The sequence below is a fragment of the Nocardia sp. JW2 genome (genome assembly GCF_051843015.1).
GTDB lineage: Bacteria > Actinomycetota > Actinomycetes > Mycobacteriales > Mycobacteriaceae > Nocardia > Nocardia coubleae.
The window spans coordinates 1-18,373 of sequence record NZ_JBPXLK010000040.1 but is presented as its reverse complement, the minus strand read 5'-3'; the positions used below and the strand labels follow the sequence as shown (position 1 = coordinate 18,373).

The following is an 18,373-nucleotide window of genomic DNA, read 5'->3' as shown; positions in this document are numbered from 1 at the left end:
CGGTCGTACGGTTGAGCAATGAGCAACGAGGCTTACGGGCAGGACAGTGCTGCCCTTCCGACCGGTGTGGGCGGTTATGCGCCGGCCGGTTTCGGTCCGCTGGTGCGCGCTTTCGCCGCCCTGATCGGACATCGGCGCGACGCGGGCGGCGCCATCGCGATCTACCGGCACGGCGAACCCCTGGCACACCTGTGGACCGGCAGCGCGGGCGACCAGCCCTGGTCGGCGAACACCGGTTCGATCGTCTTCTCGGCGACCAAGGGTGTCACCGCCACCGTCATCCATCGTCTCGCCGACCGCGGGCTCCTGGATTACCAGGCACCGGTCGCCGAGTACTGGCCTCGCTTCGCCGCGCACGGCAAGGGCGCGATCACCGTGGCCGACGTGCTCACCCACCGTTCCGGGCTGTCGTCGCTGTCCCCGATCGCCGACAGCGCCCAGGAACTGCTCGACCACGAGCTGATGGAAGACCGGCTGGCCATGGCCAAGCCCGACCGGCTGCTCGGTGTTCCGACCTACCATGCGCTCACCTACGGCTGGCTGCTGGCGGGCATCGCGCGCTCGGTGACCGGTCGCAGCATGAGCGACCTCATCCGCACCGAGGTCACCGACCCGCTCGGTGTCGAGGGCTTCCACCTCGGCCGTCCGGCGGCGGGTTCGTCGACCGAGTACGCCCGCCTCGCGGGCACCCACCTGCGCCTGGCCGGGCACCCGCTGGCCGCAGGCTTCCTCAACCGCGTGGGCTTCCGCATCCCCGGTGCGCTCGGCGCGGCGGCGCGCTGCCTGTACCTGACCGGCCTCAACGGCATTCTCGACGGTGAGGACCCGCCGATCCTCGACACCGAGATGCCCGCGGGCAACGGCGTCGCCACCGCTGCCGGGCTCGCCCAGCTCTACGCGGGCCTGGCCGACGGCGTCACCCTCGACGGGTCACCGTTCCTGCGCCCCGAAACGCACAAGCTCATCCGGCGCGTGCAGACCTACCGTCTCGACCACGCCCTGTTCTACATGCCGATGATGTGGCATCTGGGCTACCACTCGATGCCGGCGCCCGGTGCGCACACGGCCTTCGGTCACATCGGGCTGGGCGGGTCGTTCGGCTGGGTCGACCCGCGCTCGGGTCTGTCGGTCGGCTTCGTCCACAATCGCCTCGACCAGGCGCTGCTGGCCTACGACCAGTTCGCCATGGGCTGGCTGCTGCCGCTGGTGATGTCGGGCGTGCGCGCCACCCGCGACCGTGGGCAGCGCATCGACCGGGCCGCCGCCTAGTCGCCGCCGCCCTTGCCGGTTACTCGGCGAGGGCGCCGGCGAGGTCCGATTCACGGTCTTCGCGTACGGATGTGGCGGCCGGTGGCTTGCTCTGCGGGATGAACACCGCGACCACAGCCGCCAGCGCGATGGCACCCGCAGCCAGCCAGAACGCGGTGGTGAAGCCCGAATCCGCGGGCAGCGCCGTCCCGGCGACGACACTGCCCGCCAGCACGGTGGCCGCGACCTGCGACCCGATCGATGACCCCACCGACCGGATCAGCGCGTTGACACCGGTGCTCTCGGCGGTCTTCTCGGCGGGTACCGCGGACATGATCAGATTCGGCATGGCCGCCATCCCGAGGCCGATGCCGACGAAGGTCACGACCGTGAACCCGATGACAGCTCCCTGGGAGCCGTGCGCCAGCGCGAGCGCCGCGAAGCCCGCGGCGGCGGTGAGCGCGCCGAGTACCAGCGGCACAGCGGCGCGGACCCGACCGACGAGACGCCCGGCGACGACCGCGGCCGCCAGCATGGCGATCGAACCGGGGATCATCAGCAGACCCGACCCGGTGGCGTCCATGCCGAAGCCGTACTCGCCGGTGTCCGGGGTCTGGGCGAGCTGGGGGATGAGCGAGAACACCGCGAACATGCCCGCGCCGAACAGCAGCATGGCGATATTGGTGATCAGCACGGTCGGACGCCGCAGCACGTGCATGTCGATCAGCGGTTCGCTGATGCGGGTCTCGAAGGCGACGAAACCGATCAGGACCACCAGGCCGCCGAGGATGAGGCCGAGGGTGCGCGCATCGGTCCAGCCCCACGTCGAGCCGCGGCTCAGCGCGAGCAGCGGCATGGTGAGGCCGATGCTGAGCAGCGCGATGCCTGCGAAGTCGATCCGCGTGGGCGTCGGGATCGACCGTTCCGGCACCCGCAGCACGCCGACCAGCGCGATCGCCGACATGATGGCGCCCGACCAGAAGACCCATTGCCAGGACAGGTGATCGATCAGCAGGCCACCGATGAGCAAGCCGCCGCCCGCGCCGATCCCGGCCAGCGCCGAGATGAGACCCAGTGCGCCGCCGCGCTTCTCGGCGGGAAACGTGTCGCCGATGATGCCGTAGCACAGCGGAAAGATGCCGCCGCCCGCTCCCTGGACGACCCTCGCGGCCACGAGCACCCAGATCGAAGGCGCCAGCGCCGCGGCCACGCTGCCGAGCGCGAAAAGGCCGAGCGCGATGACGAGCAGCTTCTTCTTGCCGTACATGTCACCGAGGCGGCCGAAGACCGGGGTGAGGATCGCGGCCGAGATCAGGTAGGCGGTGAGCACCCATCCGACATCTGCCGTGCTCGCGTGCAGTTCGTGGCCGAGGATCATGATGCCGGGCACGATCGCGGTCTGGGCGAGCGCGAACGCGGCGGCGGCCAGGGCGAGGAACACGAGATTGGTGCCGAGTCCCCCCGAATCATGCGGGGCTTCGGACTCTCGGGTCGTCTGATCGATCATGGGGAGCTCACGCCTCCGTGTGGTTCCGCGCGGTAAGTGGACCTTGCAGTCCGTATCGAGAACTATACTGGACCCTGGAGTCCGTTTACTGAAGAGGGTGAGGCTGTGATCGCCATGACCGTCCGATTCGGCACAATCGCAGGGTGACTGCACCCGAGTGCGACCCGACGACCGACCACGACGTCGACTGGTCCACCAAGCGATCCGATGCCAGGCGCAATCACGAGCGCGTGGTGGCGGCGGCCGTCGAAGTGTTCGCCGAACACGGCATCGAGGCCACGATTCCGCAGGTCGCCGCCCGCGCGGGCGTCGGCAAGGCGACCGTGTACCGCAGCTTTCCGACCAAGGACGCGCTGGTGCAGGCGGTGGCGCAGTATCAGCGCGCCTGGTTCTACCGCCGCGGTCTCGCCGCCCTGGAACAGCTGAACGCCGGCGGTGACCCGTTGACGATCCTGCGCGACCTGCTCGCCGAAACCGTCGAGCGCCTCGCCAACGACCGGGCCCTCGCCGAAGCACTGCCCGAGACCGCGAAGCCGTCGCCCGCGGGCGAGGAATCGCTGGAGTCGATCATCCTCGCGGGCCAGCGGCAAGGGGTGATCCGCGAGGACGTCACGGCCCGCCACGTGCGCGTACTGCTCGGTGGTGTCGCGGGCAGTCTGTTCCGCCAGCAGGAACGCGACCCCGAGCAGTGGCGGATCTACGGCGAGCTGATCTTCAACGCCGTGAAGAAGGCCTGACCGGCCTCACTAGGTGAGGTAGCGGTACGCGGGCGAGCCCGGCTCCAGGCGTTCCGCCTGGATCGGCGACTCCTCGATGCGGTGCAGCAGCGAGGCCAGGTCGTCGGTGGCACCGAGCTCGATGCCGACCAGCGCCGCGCCGGTCTCGCGGTTGTTGCGCTTGACGTACTCGAACATGGTGATGTCGTCGTCGGGCCCGAGGACGTCGTCGAGGAAGCGGCGCAGCGCACCCGGCTCCTGCGGGAAGTCCACCAGGAAGTAGTGCTTGAGCCCGCGATGCACCAGGGACCGCTCGATGATCTCGCCGTAGCGCGACACATCGTTGTTGCCGCCCGACACCAGCACCACAACGGTGGAACCCGGGTCGATTTCGATCTCGGCCAGCGCCGCCGTCGCGAGCGCGCCCGCGGGCTCGGCGATGATGCCCTCGTTCTGGTACAGGTCGAGCATCGCCGTGCAGATGGCGCCCTCGTCGACCTGCATCATCCGGAAAGACGCTGTGCCGGTGGGGGACTCGGTGGTGGTGAGCAGCGGGAGCGAGGCGTGCGACACGACCCGGCCACCGAACGACGCCGCCGCCTGATACGGCAGGTCACCGATGCGGCGCACGGCGGCGCCGTCGACGAACGGGTCGATCTCGGGCAGGGTCACCGGACCGCTCGCCACCAGCGCCGCCGTCATCGAGGCCGCGCCCGCGGGCTCCACACCGAGCAGGCCGGCGCCGGGCGCGCGCTCACGCAGGTAGGTGCCGATGCCGGCGAGGCAGCCGCCGCCGCCGACCGGCACGACGACGAGATCCGGTGCGGTACCGAGTTGTTCGAGGAATTCGGCGGCGATGGTGCCCTGGCCCGCCGCGGTACGCGGGTCGTCGAACGGGGGAACCATGGTCGCGCCCGTGCGAGCCACGTCGTCGGCGGCGGCCGCGGCGGCCGCGTCGTAGGTCTCGCCGACCGCGATCAGTTCGACGAACTCGCCGCCGTGCACGCGGATGCGGTCACGCTTCTGCTTGGGGGTGGTCGTCGGGACGTAGATGCGTCCGCGTACGCCCATCGCCTGGCAGGCGAAGGCCACGCCCTGCGCGTGGTTGCCCGCGCTGGCCGCGACCACACCGGCGGCGCGTTCGGCGTCGGTGAGCTGCACCATCAGGTTGTAGGCGCCGCGCAGCTTGTAGGAGCGCACGGCGGTGAGGTCTTCGCGCTTGAGGTACACCTGCGCGCCGGTGCTCGCCGACAGACGCGGGCTGTACTGCAGGGGTGTCGGCTCGATGATGTCGGAAATTCGCTGCGCGGCCGCATCGATCTCGTCCGCGGTGAGCGGCGGACGGGTCAGGGAAACTTCGGCGACGTCAACGGTGGAGGACACCCGACAATGCTACCGAGGCAGCCACGGGTGTCCGGCGTCGGCGGGTCGGTCAGCGGGGCGTCAGCACGAAGACCGGAATCTCGCGGTCGGTCTTCTTCTGATATTCGGCGTAATCGGGCCAGACCCGCACCGCGCGGTCCCACCACAGCGCCTTCTCCTCGCCGAAGACCTCGCGGGCGGTGTAGTCCTTGTTGACTGTGCCGTCGCGCAGCTCGGCGTGCGGTTCGGCCTTGATGTTGTAGTACCAGACGGGGTGCTTCGGGGCGCCGCCCAGCGAGGCCACCACGGCGTACTCGCCGTCGTGTTCGACGCGCATCAGTGGTGTCTTGCGCAGCTTGCCGGTCTTCGCGCCCTTGGTGGTGAGCAGGATGACCGGTTTGCCTTGCAACGAGGTGGCCTCGGCACCGCCGGAGGCCTCATAGGCCTCCGCCTGTTCGCGCGCCCAATCGGAAGTGCTCGGTGCGTACTCTCCTGTCAGTGGCATGACCAGCACAACGACGGTTCCGCCTGTGATGTTCCCGACCCCACCCGACGGTGAGGTTTCGGTGGACCGAACTCTTGTTTGCGCCTATCCTGTGTGCATGGCAGTGGTGACCCCATCGACAGCATCCGCGACGGTCGACGTCGCCGGCGTCGCGTGGCCGGTCTACAAGCTCGAGGCGCTGGTCGCCGGGCTCGTGGTCGCCGCGCTGCTCCTGCTCGTCGTCGGATCGCCGCAGGTCGCCGTACTCGCCGCCGCATCGGTCGCGGCTCTTCGCTGGGTTGTCGGCGCCGCGAGCACACCTTCCCGCAGCTGACCGGTCACTCGAGGTCGAGCGCGCTCAGTTCGCCGCGCGACACCACACCGAGTTTCGGATAGGCCTTGTACAGGTGATGCCCGACCGTGCGATGACTCAGGAACAACCGCGCGGCGATCTCCCGATTCGACAGTCCTTGCGCGGCCAACCGGACGATTTGTGATTCCTGTGGTGTGAGCAGGCTCAACGGTCCGTCGTCGGCCCGGGCTGTTGTCCCCGCGCCCAGGGCGCTCAACTCGGTTCGTGCTCGTTCGAGCCAGGGCGTGGCACCGAGCCGATCGAAGACGTCGGCACATTGCTCGAGCTGCGAGCGCGCATCTACCTTGCGTTTGTCCCTGCGGAGCCATTCGCCGTAGAGGAGGCGGGTCCTGGCCTCCTCGAAAGGCCGGTTGCCGACGAGGGCGGTGCGGAAATGCGGTTCGGGATCCTCGGCCAGCAGCGCCCGCCCACGTGCCGCCAAGGCGGCGATCCACTGCTGCTCGGCACGCTCAGACCACTCGATGAGCCTGGTCAGGGCTTCGTTCGCACGGTCGGTGGCACCGAGGCGGACGGCGACTTCGATCTGATCCGGCAGCGTGCGCAGGCCGATCACGTGGTGACGCGCGGGTTCGATCGTCATGTGTTCGAGTTCGGCCTGCGCCCGGTCGAGCTTGCCCTCGCCGAGCGCGAGCAGTCCCCGAGCCGCGTGGGCCCAGGACGCCCCGACCGCCATCGGCCCGCCGAGTTGATCGGCTACCGCCTGCTCCGCCTCGGCGTGGCAGCGCTGTTCGTCACCGTGCAGCGCCGCCAGGTAGGCGAGGAAGGCATGCAACTGGCTGACCCACTGTGCCTGTCCGATATCGCGGGCGATCCCCAGCCCTTCCTCGGCGGCGACCCGGCTCTCCCGTGGCCGCCCACCGAACAGCTGGCATTCGGCGCGAAAGAACAGCAGCGGCGCGAGCAGGGCGATGCGCCCCTGCTCCCGGCACTCGGCGATGAGTTCGGCGGCCACCTCGTCGACCTGGTCGTCCTGTCCGACGACGAGCCCACTACCGCACAGCTGCACCAGGTCGGCGGGGTTGTCGGCGCCTGCGGCACGCGCGGCGTCGACGACGGCACGCAGGTCGGTGGTGCGCCTGCCCGACACCGAGCCGGTCAGATAGCGCGCGATCGGAGTGGCCGGGTCGTCCTCCGCCAACCGCAACGTCGTCAGGAACCCGGCCACCTCGTCGAGCTCGGCGGGACCGAGATACCAGGCGGTGTGCACCGCCCTGGTGAGGATGCGGGCTGCGGTTCCCGGATCGTCCGTGCGCGCCGCACGGGCCGCCGACATGAAGCGCCGATGCGCGGAACCCGGTGTGCCCGAACCGAACTCGGCTTGCGCCCGCACCAGCTCGAGCCGCTGTTCGTACTCGCCACCACCGGCAAGGGCGGCCGCGCGCTCGGCCAGCCGCGCGGCCTGCTCGGTGAGCCCGGCCTCCGTCGCCGTCTCGGCAGCCAGCACCAGCCGTCGCACCCGCGCCGCACTGTCGACGCTCAGCGTCGCCGCCCGCTCGTACGCCGCGACCGCCCCGTGAAAACCCGTGCGGCGACGCGTGCGATCGGCGGTGTTCTCCAACGCGGCGGCGGTCTCCTCGTCGGGCCCAGTTGCCGCGCAAGCCAAATGCCAGGCCCGCAGATCGGCATCGTTGTCGTCGAAAACTGCCCGAGTGTCGAACCCGATCGAACCTCCGGCACCGTTCTCCGAGTCGTCGGGGCCGGTCGTCGAGCAGTCGGCATCGATCACCGAATAGTCGGTGGCACTCATCGAGCTGGTGGCACCGGTACCGCCGGGCCCAGCGGGTCGAGACGCCGCGGCGTGCACCGCCGGGGGCGGATGGGCTGGCGGTGCGTAAGCGTCGGCGAGTGCGCGGTGGGCGGCGAGTCGCTGGGTCAATGCCGCACCCTGGTAGACCGCCGAGCGCAGTAGCGGGTGGCGCCAGGTGAGTCGTCCGCTGTCGATGTCGATCATGTCCGCGTCCTGTGCCGGCTGCAGGTCCGGCAGTCCCGCACCGAGGGTGGTGGCGGCCTGCAGCACTCGCCCGATATCCGCCGTGCCCGCCGCGGCGGCGACCAGGAGGACGGTGCGGGTGGCGGGCGGAAGCTTCGTGATGCGGCTGTGGAAGGCCAGTTGTAGGCGCTGAGTCAGGGGGAGCGGGTTCGCCGCATCCACATCGCTGTCGCCGACGACCGATGGAAGTTCCAGCAGGGCAAGGGGATTGCCGCCGGATTCGGCGAGCAGACGGTAGCGGGTGGCCGGTGACAACCGCGTCGTGCCCGCATCGAGTAGTGCGGCGGCGGCCTCGGGCGGCAGACCGGTCAAGGTGAGTTCCGCCAGTCCGGGTGCCGGGAAGTCATCGGGACCGGTGCGGGCCGCGAACAACATCACCACCCCCTCGGCGTCGAGCCGGCGGGCGGCGAACAGCAGGGCGTCGGCGGTGGCCTGGTCCAGCCAGTGCGCGTCGTCGACGATGCACAGCAGCGGGCCGTCGGCGGCTTCCTCGGCCAACAGCGTCAGCACCGCGAGGCCGATGAGCATCCGGTCGGCCGGTGCGTGCTCGCCGAGGCCGAAGGCCGCCTCGAGTGCGTCGCGCTGGCGTGGCGGCAACTGCCCGACCAGTTCCATGCCCGGTTTCACCAGCAGATGCAGTGCGGCGAAGGGCAATTCGGCCTCGGATTCGATACCCGCGCTTCGCGCCGTCGGAATCCCCTGGGCCGCAGCGTAATCCAACAAGGCCGACTTCCCGATGCCTGCCTCACCGCGGATCACGAGGGCCGCGCTGCGCCCGGCACGCGCACCGGCGAGCAGGTCGTCGAGCATGGCCTGTTCGGCGTCGCGTCCGTGCAGCATGTGCTCAACCGTATCGCCGTACCGGCGATGACAGTAGCCGCGTCGCGAAAGTACCTATAGGCGACTGATTCGCCGACCCCCACTCGACCCATAACGTTGGTGTCATCGCAGAAACAACGAGCGAAACACCAGCTCAGAGACTATTTCGGAGGTCGAGATGAACACCGTCGTCGCACAGTACCTGGAAGCCTGGAACACCCGCGAGCCCGGCGCCCGCCGCTCCGCCGTCGCCCGGCTGTTCACCCCGCAGGTCGGCTACGTCGACCCGATGGTCGCGGTGAACGGACACGCCGAACTCGAAGCCGCCATCGCCGGCGTGCAGACCCAGTTCCCCGACTGGACCTTCCGGCTGGCCGGCCCGGTCGACGCCCACCACGACCAGGTCCGCTTCACCTGGGGTCTCGGCCCCGCCGACGGTGACGCCGTGGTGATCGGCTTCGACGTCGCCGTCCTCGTCGACGGCCGCATCGACCGCGTCTACGGCTTCCTCGACCACGTTCCCGCCGCCGCCTGAAACACCTTCACACACCAGGAGATCCGCCATGACCACCGCCACCCGCCCCGGCCGCCCGTCCGCCCTGCTCACCTCGGGTGAGAACCTGCTCCGCCTGTCCCTGCGCACCGATGCCGTCGTCACCGGCGCCAACGGCATCGCCTACCTCGCCCTCGCGGTTCCGCTCGAGCGTCTGCTCGGCCTCGACACCACCGCGAGCCTGGCGATCGGCGCCTTCCTCACCGCCTACGGCCTGGCCGTCGCCGTCATCGGTGCCAGGTCGCCGATCAACCGGACAGCCGCGGCCGGTGTCGCGATCGGCAACACCGCCTGGGTGCTCGCCAGCCTCGCCGCGGTCGTCACCGGCGCCCTGAACCTGACGACGGTCGGCGCCGTGTGGGCCGTGATGCAGGCGATGACGGTCGGCGCCTTCGCCGCCCTGCAGTACCTGGGCCTGCGACGCTGAACCGGACGCGGGATCGCCGAGGCGGTCCCGCGTTTCTCAGCGCACCAGCAGCGCGACCGGCAACCGGGTGAACAACGTGTCCAACCGCACGGTGCCCGCATAGGTGTTGCCGGTCAACCTGTCGGTCCAGGTGCCTTCGGGCAGGGGCAGGGTGGTGTCGGTCCACCCCGTCGCGGCCAACCCGACCGAATGCCGGGTGGCCGCGACGATCACCTCGGGCGCCTCCCCGGCGGGCCCGCGCCCATAGGCGACGAGCCGGTGCGCGTGCTCACCGACCGCGTAGAACGGCCGGTACATCCCGCCGACGAAGCATTCCGGCCGCTCCCGCCGCAACCACAGCGCATAGGCGACCACCCACATCTTCGCCGCCCCCGTGGTGTCAAGAGTCGGTGTGTCGGTGAGTGATTGGAGCATCCCCGCCCGCACCGCGAAGTTCACCGGCCGCCGGTTGTCCGGGTCGACCAGCGAGTCCTCCCACACCTCGGTGCCCTGATAGATGTCCGGAATCCCCGGTGCGCACAGCTGCAGCAGTTTCTGCGACACCGCGTCCGACCAGGCATGCGGTGCCAGCTCGTGCGCCAGATCGCCGATCCCGGTGCCGACCGGCCCGTCGATCACCGCGTCGAGCCAGGCGTGCACCGCCGACTCGAACTGCGCGTCGGGTTCCTCCCACGACGTCTTGGTCCCGGCCTCCCGGATCGACTTCTCCGCGAACAGATGCAACCGGTCACGCAGCCCCGGCACCGACGAAGCGGGCCGCCCGTCGGCAGGCCACACCCCGAACATGTTCTGCAACAGGAACAATGCCGTGGCACCGTCGGGCGCCGGGGTGGTTTCGAGCCAGCCACGCACCCGCTCCGACCAGAGCTCGGCCACCTGCGAGAGCACACCGATCCGGGCGCGCACATCCTCACCGCGCTTCGTGTCGTGCGTCGACAGTGTGGTCATGGTCGCCGGCCAGCGCTGCGAGCGCTCACTGTTGGACAGGTGGAAATCGTTGACGGAGTGGCCGAACCGCGCCGGGTTCCCGCCCACCTCCTGCAGCGACACCAACCGCGCACCCTGATAGAACATGGTGTCCTCCACCGCTTTCGCGGTGATGGCCCCGCACACCTGGTTGAACCGCGTCGCCGCCTCCCCGCCCACGGCCAGCGCCGTCACCAGTACCGACAGCGGCGCCGTGAGCTCGGCATTGCGCTTCTCCACCTCCGCGACCACCGCCGCGGTCATCCCGGCCAGCGGCGCGTAATCCACCCGGTACACGGGCATGAACGCCAGCACCTCGATGGTCGCGTTGCTCACGGCAAGGGTGTCGAAACTGCCCGCGTTGCCGTCACGTTTGATCGCGGCGACCAGCCTCCGGATCTCCGGGGCCAGAATGGTTTCGGCGACCGCCCGTTTGATCCGGTGCTCGGTCTCACCGAACCAGGCGCGATCGCTGCCGTGCCCGGCCACCTGCTGTGACAGCTCGGTGAGCGCGGGTTCACCGGCCGGATCGATGAGCACCCCGCCCACGTCGGCCAGTGCGTCGTAACCCGTGGTGCCGTCGATCGGCAGGGTGGCGTCGAGCGGTTCACGATTGGCCAGGATCTTCTCGATCAGCAGCAACCGCTTGGGCCCGATCAGACGACGCAAACGCGTGAGATAGGCACTCGGATAGGCCAATCCGTCCGGATGGTCCACCCGGACACCGTCGATCAGGTCGTGTTCGCACCAGGCGGCAAGTTCCCGGTGCGTCGCCTCGAACACCTCCGGGTCCTCCTGGCGCACGGCGGCCAGGCTGTTCACCGCGAAGAACCGTCGATAGGTGCACACCCCGGCCTTCCAGCTCACCAGCCGGTAGTGCTGGCGGTCGTGGATGCGCAGCGCGTTGTCGCCGTCGGTGCCGGGCGCGATCGGGAACCGCAGATCGTGCAGCGCGAGCATGGGTTCGGGACCGGACCGGTCGACGGTGAGCGCGGCCGGGTCGTTCTCGTTCTGCAGCACCGGCAACGCCAGTCGCCCGCCCGCACCGTTGCTCGGACTCCAGTCGATGTCGAAGTACCTGGCGTACGGCGACTTCCGGCCCAGCCGCAGCACATCCCACCACCACGCATTCTGCTGCGGATCGCCGACTCCCACGTGGTTGGGCACCAGATCGACGATCAAACCCATCCCGCGACTGCGCACCTCGTCCGACAGCGCCTTGAGCCCGGCAGGCCCGCCGAGCGCGGCCGACACCGTGGTCGGATCGGTGACGTCGTACCCGTGCGTCGACCCGTGCGCGGCGGTCAGGATCGGGGACAGGTACAGATGCGAAATCCCCAGCTGCTGCAGGTATTCGGCAATCGCCCGGGCATCGCCGAAGGTCAGCGCGTCGGGACGCAACTGGAGGCGGTAGGTGCTGCGCACCGTGCTCGGGCGGATCGGCGCGCGGTGCAGCCGGGTCAGGGGATCGGTCACGTAGGTCTCGGTCATCGTCTCGCTAGGCGGTTCGGCGCAATACGAGCAGGCAGCGGCTGGGCACGGGCAGCACCGTCGCCGCCGCATGAACGGCTTCGGCGGCACCGGTGGGGGTCGAACAATCCAGGGCGAGCGCCCATTCGGCGCCGAACTCCGGCCCGGGCAGCACGAAATCGAGCGCTTCGTCGTGCGCATTGAAGCACAGCAGGAACGAGTCGTCGCTGATCCGTTCCCCGCGCGGGCCGGGCTCGGGAATACCGTCGCCGTCGAGCAGCACGGCGAGGGATTTGCCGAATCCGCTGTGCCAGTCGTCGGTGGTCATCTCCGCCCCGGCGGGCGTGAACCAGGCGATCTCGCGGCGATGCCCCTCGCCGTCGGCCGGACCGGGGGCGAGGAAGCGCCGGCGCCGGAAGATCGGATGCTCGGTACGCAACGCGATCACCGAGCGGGTGAATTCGAGCAGGTCCGCGTTCTGCTGCGCCAGCGACCAATCCATCCACGCCAGCGGCGAGTCCTGGCAGTACACATTGTTGTTGCCGAGCTGGGTACGGCCCATCTCGTCACCGTGGGCCAGCATCGGGGTGCCCTGGCTCAGGATCAGCGTGGCCAGCAGATTGCGCTGCTGACGCGCCCGCAGTGCCTCCACCTCGGGGTCGTCGGTCGGCCCCTCGACACCGCAGTTCCACGAGCGGTTGTGGCTTTCGCCGTCGCGGTTGCCCTCGCCGTTGGCCTCGTTGTGTTTCTCGTTGTAGGACACCAGGTCCCGCAAGGTGAACCCGTCGTGCGCGGTGACGAAGTTGATGCTCGCACCGGGCCGTCGACCGGTCGGCTCGTACAGATCCGACGACCCGGTGAGCCGCGAGGCGAACTCACCCAATGTCGCCGGTTCACCACGCCAATAGTCGCGCACCGTATCGCGGTACTTGCCGTTCCATTCGGTCCACAAGCTGGGGAAGTTGCCCACCTGGTAGCCACCCTCGCCCACGTCCCACGGCTCGGCGATGAGCTTCACCTGACTCACCACCGGATCCTGGTGCACCAGATCGAAGAACGCGGAAAGCCGGTCCACATCGTGCAATTCACGCGCGAGCGTCGCGGCGAGGTCGAAGCGGAAGCCGTCGACGTGCATATCGAGGATCCAGTAGCGCAGCGAATCCATGATGAGCTGCAGGGTGTGCGGATGACGCACATTGAGACTGTTGCCGGTGCCGGTGAAATCCTTGTAGTGCTCGGGGTTGTCGTCGTCTAGCCGGTAATAGGCGGCATTGTCGATACCGCGCAGGCTCAGAATCGGCCCCAGATGATTGCCCTCGCCGGTGTGGTTGTAGACCACGTCGAGAATCACCTCGATGCCCTCGGCGTGCATCGCCCGCACCATCGCCTTGAACTCGGCGACCGCGGCGTCCCCGGTGCGGCGCGAGGCGTACTCGTTGTGCGGGGCCAGATACCCGATGCTGTTGTAGCCCCAGTAGTTTCGCAGTCCCTGATCGGTGAGCACGTGATCGTGGAAGAACTGGTGCACCGGCATCAGCTCGATCGCCGTGACGCCGAGCGCTTTCAGATGCCCGATGATCGCCGGATGCGCCAGCCCCGCATAGGTGCCGCGGAGTTCGTCGGGGATGTCGGGGTGCGTCATGGTCATGCCCTTGACGTGCGCCTCGTAGATCACCGTCTCGTGATACGGCCGATTCGGCGGCCGGTCGTTGCCCCAATCGAAGAAGGGGTTGATGACCACCCCGGTCATGGTGTGGCCCAGCGAATCCAGGCCGTAGGTGTAGAGCGAGGGATCGTTGACGAACTCGCCGTCGAAGGCCTTGCCGTACGGGTCGAGCAGCAGTTTGCCCGGATCGCAGCGCAGTCCCAGCTCGGGCTCGTAGGGCCCGTGGACGCGGAAGCCGTAGCGCTGACCGGGAACGACCGAGGGCAGATAGGCGTGCCAGACGTACCCGTCCACCTCGTCCAGATCCACCCGCGTCTCGGACCCGTCCTCGCCGATCAGGCACAGCTCCACCCGGGTGGCCACCTCGGAGAACACCGAGAAGTTCGTGCCCCCGCCGTCGTAGGTGGCGCCGAGCGGGTAGGCCGTGCCCGGCCACACGCTCAGCGGCGTCACCTCACCGGTTCGGTCGTTGGGGCTCGACATGCTACGACAGTAGAGGAATCCGCGTGCTGACCGCGCGTGCTCGCGCTGGGTGCTGCGTCACCCCGCCATCAGCCGCCGCGCGTGGCCCGTGCGCCGGGCCAGCGCGGCGAGCCCGCCGAAAACCCACCGTTGCAGCAGCGCGGGCGGACCGGCCAGGTAGCCGTCCTGGTACTCCCACAGCAGCGCGAGCGCCAGCGGGTTGCGGGGCAATCGCTGCTCGGTGGTCTTGTTCGCGTTGTCCAGCCCACTCCAGAACTCGAACATCTCCCAGTGCCGCAGCGGCGGCCGAATCACGTGGTCCATCACCGTGCCCTCGGCCTCGTTCCAGAATTCGTGCACTGCACGCGCCGGTGCGGTGACGGTGTCGCCCGGTCCGGCGACGATGTCGGCGCCATCGATGCGGAAGCGCACCCGCCCGCTGCGGATCGTCCACGTCTCGCTGATCTCGGGATGCCAGTGCGGGCCCGCCTGCCTGCCGGTGCGTGCCATACCCAAGATATAAAGGTACCCTTCCTATATGTCAAGGTCTACGCTGCTGAAACTCCTGGTCCAGGCCACCGATGCCTACGAACGGGAACTCGACAGTGCCCTGCGCGCAACCCTCGGCACGGAACTGCGACCCGCGCACTACGCGGTCTTCCGCTATCTGGCGCCGAACGGCTCGCGGGTGACCGCCCTGGCCGAGTCGGCTGGGATGACCCAGCAGTCGATGGGGGAGTTGGTCACCCACCTCGAACGCTGTGGTTATGTCGAGCGCATCGCTGATCCCGCCGACAAACGCGCACGTCTGATCGTGCCGACGGCGAAAGGCCGCGATGCCCTTACCGTGGCCGCGCGGGAGATCCGGCGCATCGAGGCCGCCGTCGCCGGCGAGCTGGGCGCCGACGCGCTCGGCGATGTCCGCGCTGCCCTGGCCCGGATTCCCGATGCGGTCGCGAGTCTGTCCGCCGTCGGCGACAGGTGATAACTTGAACAGCGTTCAAGGCCGTCGCAGGCGGCACCGGGCAACGACGAGGACACGCTGTGGACCTGACCCCCGAGCAGATCACCGCCCTGGACGCCGACCATGTCTGGCATCCCTACGGCGGCTTCCCGGCTACCACCGAACCGCTGGTGGTGGCGAGCACGGCGGGCACCCGGCTCACCCTGGCCGACGGCCGTGAACTCGTCGACGGAATGAGCTCCTGGTGGGCGGCCGTGCACGGTTACCGGCACCCCGTGCTCGACGAAGCTCTCTTCGCGCAGTCGCAGCGGATGAGTCACGTGATGTTCGGTGGGCTCACCCACGAACCGGCCGTTCGCCTCGCGCAGCTACTCGTCGAGATCACTCCCGCGGGCCTGGACAAGGTGTTCCTCTGCGACTCCGGCTCGGTCTCGGTGGAAGTGGCCGCGAAGATGTGCCTGCAGTACTGGCGGGCGCTCGGCCGTCCGGCCAAGAACCGCCTGCTGACCTGGCGCGGCGGCTACCACGGCGACACCTTCACGCCGATGAGCGTCTGCGATCCCGAGGGCGGCATGCATGCGCTGTGGACCGATGTCCTCACCGATCAGGTCTTCGTGCCCGCGCCACCGCGCGAATTCACCCGGGACTACGTCGCCGAACTCGAACACGCGATCCACATCCATCTCGACGAGGTGGCCGCCGTCATCGTCGAGCCCGTCGTGCAGGGCGCGGGCGGTATGCGCTGGCACGATCCGCGCTACCTCACCGAGCTGCGCCGCATCTGCGACGCCAACGATGTGCTGCTCGTCTTCGACGAGATCGCCACGGGTTTCGGCCGCACCGGCGCGCTCTTCGCCGCCGACCACGCCGGGGTGGCCCCGGACGTCATGTGCGTGGGCAAGGCGCTGACCGGCGGCTATCTCACCCTCGCCGCCGCGCTGTGCACCACCCGCATCGCCGAAACCATCAGCGCTGCGCACGGCGGCCTGATGCATGGACCGACCTTCATGGGCAACCCACTGGCGTGCGCGGTCGCGGTGGCCTCGATCGAACTGCTGCGCTCGCGTGATTGGCGCGGTGAGGTCGCACGGATCGAAAGCGAGCTGCGCGAAGGTCTCGCGCCGATCGCCGAGCTGCCGGGGGTCGTCGACGTGCGTGTGCTCGGGGCCATCGGCGTCGTCGAACTCGCCGAATCCGTCGACATGCGCGCAGCCACCGACGCCGCTGTCGACGCGGGTGCCTGGCTGCGTCCTTTCCGCAATCTCGTCTACACCATGCCGCCGTTCATCAGCAGCTCCGCCGATATCGCCACCATCACCGGCGCCGTGCACGCGGCCGTGAAAGCCTCGATCCGATGACCGGCCTGAACGGTGTTCAAGTATCCTCCTCAGCTGTGACTACGGATCCGTTGAGCTGGCTGGACGAACGCGCCACCGCGCGCACCGCCGCCGGGCTGCGCAGGCACCTGCGCGTGCGCGAACCCGAGCAGGCGAGCATCGACCTCGCCTCCAACGACTACCTCGGCCTGGTACGTCACCCGGAAGTGATCGAGGGCGCGATCGCCGCGGTCCGCCGCTGGGGCACGGGCTCCACCGGTTCGCGGCTGGTCACCGGAACCACCGCCGAACACGAACTCCTGGAAACCGAACTGGCCGAATTCGTCGGCGCCGAAACAGGTTTGGTCTTCGCCTCCGGCTACGCCGCCAACCTGGGTGTGGTGACCGCCCTGGCCGGGCGCGACAGCTTCATCGTCTCCGACGCGGGCAGCCACGCCTCGCTCGTCGATGCGTGCAGGCTCTCCCGTGCCCGGATCGCTGTCGCGCCGCACCGCGATGTCGCCGCCGTCGACCGGCTGCTGGCCGAGCGCGTCGAGGAGCGGGCGCTCGTCCTCACCGACTCGGTCTTCAGCGCCGATGGCGACCTCGCGTCGCTGGCCGACCTGCACCGGGTCACCCGGGCCAACGGCGCGGTCCTCGTCGTCGACGAAGCCCACGGGCTCGGCGTTCGCGGGGCGGGCGGCAGGGGATTGGTGCACGAACTGGGCTTGGCGGGTCGACCCGACCTCGTCATCACCGCCACCCTGTCGAAGGCGTTCGCCGCCCAAGGTGGAGTCGTACTCGCCGACAGCAGGATTCGTGCCCATCTCATCGATGCCGCCCGCACGTTCATCTTCGACACCGGCCTGGCACCCGCTGCCGTCGGTGCCGCCCGCGCGGCGCTGTCACTGCTGCGCCGCGACCCGGCCATGGCCACCCGTGTCCTGGACCGCGCGGCGGACATCGCCCGCATCGCCGGCGTGCCCGAACCGACCTCGGCCGTGGTCTCGGTCGTTCTCGGCGACGCCCAACGCGCCTTCGATGCCGCACAGGCGTGCCGAGCGCGCGGGCTCGAAGTCGGCTGCTTCCGTCCGCCGTCGGTCCCCGAGGGAACCTCGCGCCTGCGCCTCACCGCCCGAGCCGATCTCACCGCCGCCGAGCTGGACACCATCGCCGAGGTGCTCGGCGAAGTCCTGGCCGAGGCGCGTGCGGACGCGCTGGTCGTCTGACGCGCTCGCCCGCCCGAACCCGGGCAGGAAGAGAACGGATCGGTGATGAACCGAGGATTGGTGAGGTAGCGAGATGGGTGTTCTTCTGATCAGCGGCACGTCGACCGATGTCGGCAAGACCGTGGTCACGGCCGCGGTGGCCGCCGCCGCGTCGGCCGAGGGCCGGACGGTCGCGGTGTGCAAACCAGCCCAGACCGGCATCGCGCCCGGTGAACCCGGCGACCTCGCCGATGTCACCCGCCTGACCGGCGTCACCCGCACCCTCGAGCTGGCCCGCTACCCCGAACCGCTCGCTCCCGACACCGCCGCCCGCCGGGCAGGCATGCCCTTGCTGACGCTCGCGGAGACGGTCGCGGGTATCGAGACGCTCACCGACGCCGACCTGGTGCTCGTCGAAGGGGCGGGCGGGCTGCTGGTCCGGATGGGGGAGTTCACCCTGCTCGACCTCGCCGAGAAGCTCGGCGCCCCCGTTCTGGTCGTCGCTGCCGCCGGCCTCGGCACCCTCAATCACAGCGAACTCACCACAAGAACCCTTGCTGCCGCGGGAGTGCGCTGCGCCGGACTCGTCATCGGCGCCTGGCCCGATGAACCCGACCTCGCTTCCGAATGCAACCGCCACGATCTGCCCCGGATCACCGGAACACCGTTGCTCGGCGCCATACCCGCAGGGGTGGGACAGTGGGACCGCGACCGGTTCACCGGTGCGGCTCCGGGCTGGTTCGACCAAGATCTGAAAAACCTGCTCTGACCAGCCGATTTGACTTCGTGTTTGGCGGCACGTAACTTAGTTCGAGTCAGAGCGACACGGACACCGACTCAGC

General features: G+C 69.4%; 16 protein-coding genes. 9 read left to right on the top strand and 7 right to left on the bottom strand.

The annotated features are described in order from the left end of the window. The first annotated feature begins 18 nt into the window (after positions 1 to 18). Positions 19 to 1,269: a serine hydrolase domain-containing protein gene (locus tag ACSVDM_RS29705; RefSeq protein WP_439269025.1), complete on the top strand. Its 1,251-nt coding sequence runs from the start codon at positions 19 to 21 to the stop codon at positions 1,267 to 1,269. 19 nt (positions 1,270 to 1,288) lie between these two features. Here the strand turns inward: ACSVDM_RS29705 and ACSVDM_RS29700 are convergent, their stop codons facing one another. Continuing rightward, positions 1,289 to 2,755, bottom strand: a complete 1,467-nt coding sequence (locus ACSVDM_RS29700) for an MFS transporter (RefSeq protein WP_439269024.1) — start codon at positions 2,753 to 2,755, stop codon at positions 1,289 to 1,291. Positions 2,756 to 2,898: 143 nt separating this feature from the next. Here ACSVDM_RS29700 and ACSVDM_RS29695 point away from each other — a divergent pair, with 143 nt between their 5' ends. Beyond that, positions 2,899 to 3,492, top strand: a complete 594-nt coding sequence (locus ACSVDM_RS29695; RefSeq protein WP_225282294.1) for a TetR/AcrR family transcriptional regulator — start codon at positions 2,899 to 2,901, stop codon at positions 3,490 to 3,492. 9 nt (positions 3,493 to 3,501) lie between these two features. On the opposite strand, the gene ilvA is transcribed toward ACSVDM_RS29695, so the two are convergent. Further along, a complete protein-coding gene (gene ilvA / locus ACSVDM_RS29690; RefSeq protein WP_439269023.1) occupies positions 3,502 to 4,854 on the bottom strand; it encodes a threonine ammonia-lyase IlvA in 1,353 nt (450 codons plus the stop codon). Positions 4,855 to 4,903: 49 nt separating this feature from the next. Beyond that, positions 4,904 to 5,338 carry a nitroreductase family deazaflavin-dependent oxidoreductase gene (locus tag ACSVDM_RS29685; RefSeq protein WP_439269022.1) on the bottom strand — a complete coding sequence of 145 codons (435 nt, stop codon included), beginning with the start codon at positions 5,336 to 5,338 and terminating at the stop codon, positions 4,904 to 4,906. Positions 5,339 to 5,435: 97 nt separating this feature from the next. Between ACSVDM_RS29685 and ACSVDM_RS29680 the strand changes: the two genes are divergently transcribed. After that, positions 5,436 to 5,651, top strand: coding sequence for a hypothetical protein (locus ACSVDM_RS29680; RefSeq protein WP_439269021.1), 216 nt, complete (start codon positions 5,436 to 5,438; stop codon positions 5,649 to 5,651). A gap of 4 nt (positions 5,652 to 5,655) precedes the next feature. Here the strand turns inward: ACSVDM_RS29680 and ACSVDM_RS29675 are convergent, their stop codons facing one another. Then, positions 5,656 to 8,520, bottom strand: coding sequence for an AAA family ATPase (locus ACSVDM_RS29675; protein ID WP_439269020.1), 2,865 nt, complete (start codon positions 8,518 to 8,520; stop codon positions 5,656 to 5,658). A gap of 157 nt (positions 8,521 to 8,677) precedes the next feature. Here ACSVDM_RS29675 and ACSVDM_RS29670 point away from each other — a divergent pair, with 157 nt between their 5' ends. Then, a complete protein-coding gene (locus ACSVDM_RS29670) occupies positions 8,678 to 9,034 on the top strand; it encodes a nuclear transport factor 2 family protein (protein WP_084457462.1) in 357 nt (118 codons plus the stop codon). Positions 9,035 to 9,062: 28 nt separating this feature from the next. After that, on the top strand, positions 9,063 to 9,479 hold the full coding sequence (locus tag ACSVDM_RS29665) for a hypothetical protein (RefSeq protein WP_439269019.1): 417 nt from the start codon (positions 9,063 to 9,065) through the stop codon (positions 9,477 to 9,479). Positions 9,480 to 9,515: 36 nt separating this feature from the next. Here ACSVDM_RS29665 and treY read toward each other — a convergent pair whose 3' ends face one another. From treY to ACSVDM_RS29650, 3 genes are read right to left on the bottom strand one after another with little or no spacing between them, the layout of a single operon-like run. Beyond that, a complete protein-coding gene (treY, locus tag ACSVDM_RS29660) occupies positions 9,516 to 11,936 on the bottom strand; it encodes a malto-oligosyltrehalose synthase (protein WP_439269018.1) in 2,421 nt (806 codons plus the stop codon). A gap of 7 nt (positions 11,937 to 11,943) precedes the next feature. Beyond that, complete coding sequence (glgX, locus tag ACSVDM_RS29655) at positions 11,944 to 14,064, bottom strand: glycogen debranching protein GlgX (protein ID WP_439269017.1); 2,121 nt, start codon at positions 14,062 to 14,064, stop codon at positions 11,944 to 11,946. Between the two features lie 57 nt (positions 14,065 to 14,121). Next, positions 14,122 to 14,553 carry a cupin domain-containing protein gene (locus tag ACSVDM_RS29650; protein ID WP_439269032.1) on the bottom strand — a complete coding sequence of 144 codons (432 nt, stop codon included), beginning with the start codon at positions 14,551 to 14,553 and terminating at the stop codon, positions 14,122 to 14,124. 28 nt (positions 14,554 to 14,581) lie between these two features. Here ACSVDM_RS29650 and ACSVDM_RS29645 point away from each other — a divergent pair, with 28 nt between their 5' ends. From ACSVDM_RS29645 to bioD, 4 genes are all read left to right on the top strand, one after another. Then, positions 14,582 to 15,028 (top strand): MarR family winged helix-turn-helix transcriptional regulator, encoded by a 447-nt coding sequence (locus tag ACSVDM_RS29645; RefSeq protein WP_439269016.1) that lies wholly within the window; start codon positions 14,582 to 14,584, stop codon positions 15,026 to 15,028. Between the two features lie 59 nt (positions 15,029 to 15,087). Beyond that, the gene (locus ACSVDM_RS29640) at positions 15,088 to 16,365 is read left to right on the top strand and encodes an adenosylmethionine--8-amino-7-oxononanoate transaminase (RefSeq protein WP_439269015.1); all 1,278 of its coding nucleotides are present in this window, start codon (positions 15,088 to 15,090) and stop codon (positions 16,363 to 16,365) included. A 35-nt stretch (positions 16,366 to 16,400) separates the two neighbouring features. Next, the gene (locus tag ACSVDM_RS29635; protein ID WP_439269014.1) at positions 16,401 to 17,552 is read left to right on the top strand and encodes an 8-amino-7-oxononanoate synthase; all 1,152 of its coding nucleotides are present in this window, start codon (positions 16,401 to 16,403) and stop codon (positions 17,550 to 17,552) included. A 73-nt stretch (positions 17,553 to 17,625) separates the two neighbouring features. After that, a complete protein-coding gene (bioD, locus tag ACSVDM_RS29630; protein WP_439269013.1) occupies positions 17,626 to 18,300 on the top strand; it encodes a dethiobiotin synthase in 675 nt (224 codons plus the stop codon). The last annotated feature ends 73 nt before the right edge of the window (positions 18,301 to 18,373 follow it).

Bases quoted from the DNA above. Each gene is read 5' to 3' on its own strand.
- ACSVDM_RS29705 (WP_439269025.1), top strand. From the start codon at position 19: ATGAGCAACGAGGCTTACGGGCAGGACAGTGCTGCCCTTCCGACCGGT.
- ACSVDM_RS29700 (WP_439269024.1), bottom strand. From the start codon at position 2,755: ATGATCGATCAGACGACCCGAGAGTCCGAAGCCCCGCATGATTCGGGG.
- ACSVDM_RS29685 (WP_439269022.1), bottom strand. From the start codon at position 5,338: ATGCCACTGACAGGAGAGTACGCACCGAGCACTTCCGATTGGGCGCGC.
- ACSVDM_RS29680 (WP_439269021.1), top strand. From the start codon at position 5,436: ATGGCAGTGGTGACCCCATCGACAGCATCCGCGACGGTCGACGTCGCC.
- ACSVDM_RS29675 (WP_439269020.1), bottom strand. From the start codon at position 8,520: ATGCTGCACGGACGCGACGCCGAACAGGCCATGCTCGACGACCTGCTC.
- ACSVDM_RS29670 (WP_084457462.1), top strand. From the start codon at position 8,678: ATGAACACCGTCGTCGCACAGTACCTGGAAGCCTGGAACACCCGCGAG.
- ACSVDM_RS29665 (WP_439269019.1), top strand. From the start codon at position 9,063: ATGACCACCGCCACCCGCCCCGGCCGCCCGTCCGCCCTGCTCACCTCG.
- treY (WP_439269018.1), bottom strand. From the start codon at position 11,936: ATGACCGAGACCTACGTGACCGATCCCCTGACCCGGCTGCACCGCGCG.
- glgX (WP_439269017.1), bottom strand. From the start codon at position 14,064: ATGTCGAGCCCCAACGACCGAACCGGTGAGGTGACGCCGCTGAGCGTG.
- ACSVDM_RS29650 (WP_439269032.1), bottom strand. From the start codon at position 14,553: ATGGCACGCACCGGCAGGCAGGCGGGCCCGCACTGGCATCCCGAGATC.
- ACSVDM_RS29645 (WP_439269016.1), top strand. From the start codon at position 14,582: ATGTCAAGGTCTACGCTGCTGAAACTCCTGGTCCAGGCCACCGATGCC.
- bioD (WP_439269013.1), top strand. From the start codon at position 17,626: ATGGGTGTTCTTCTGATCAGCGGCACGTCGACCGATGTCGGCAAGACC.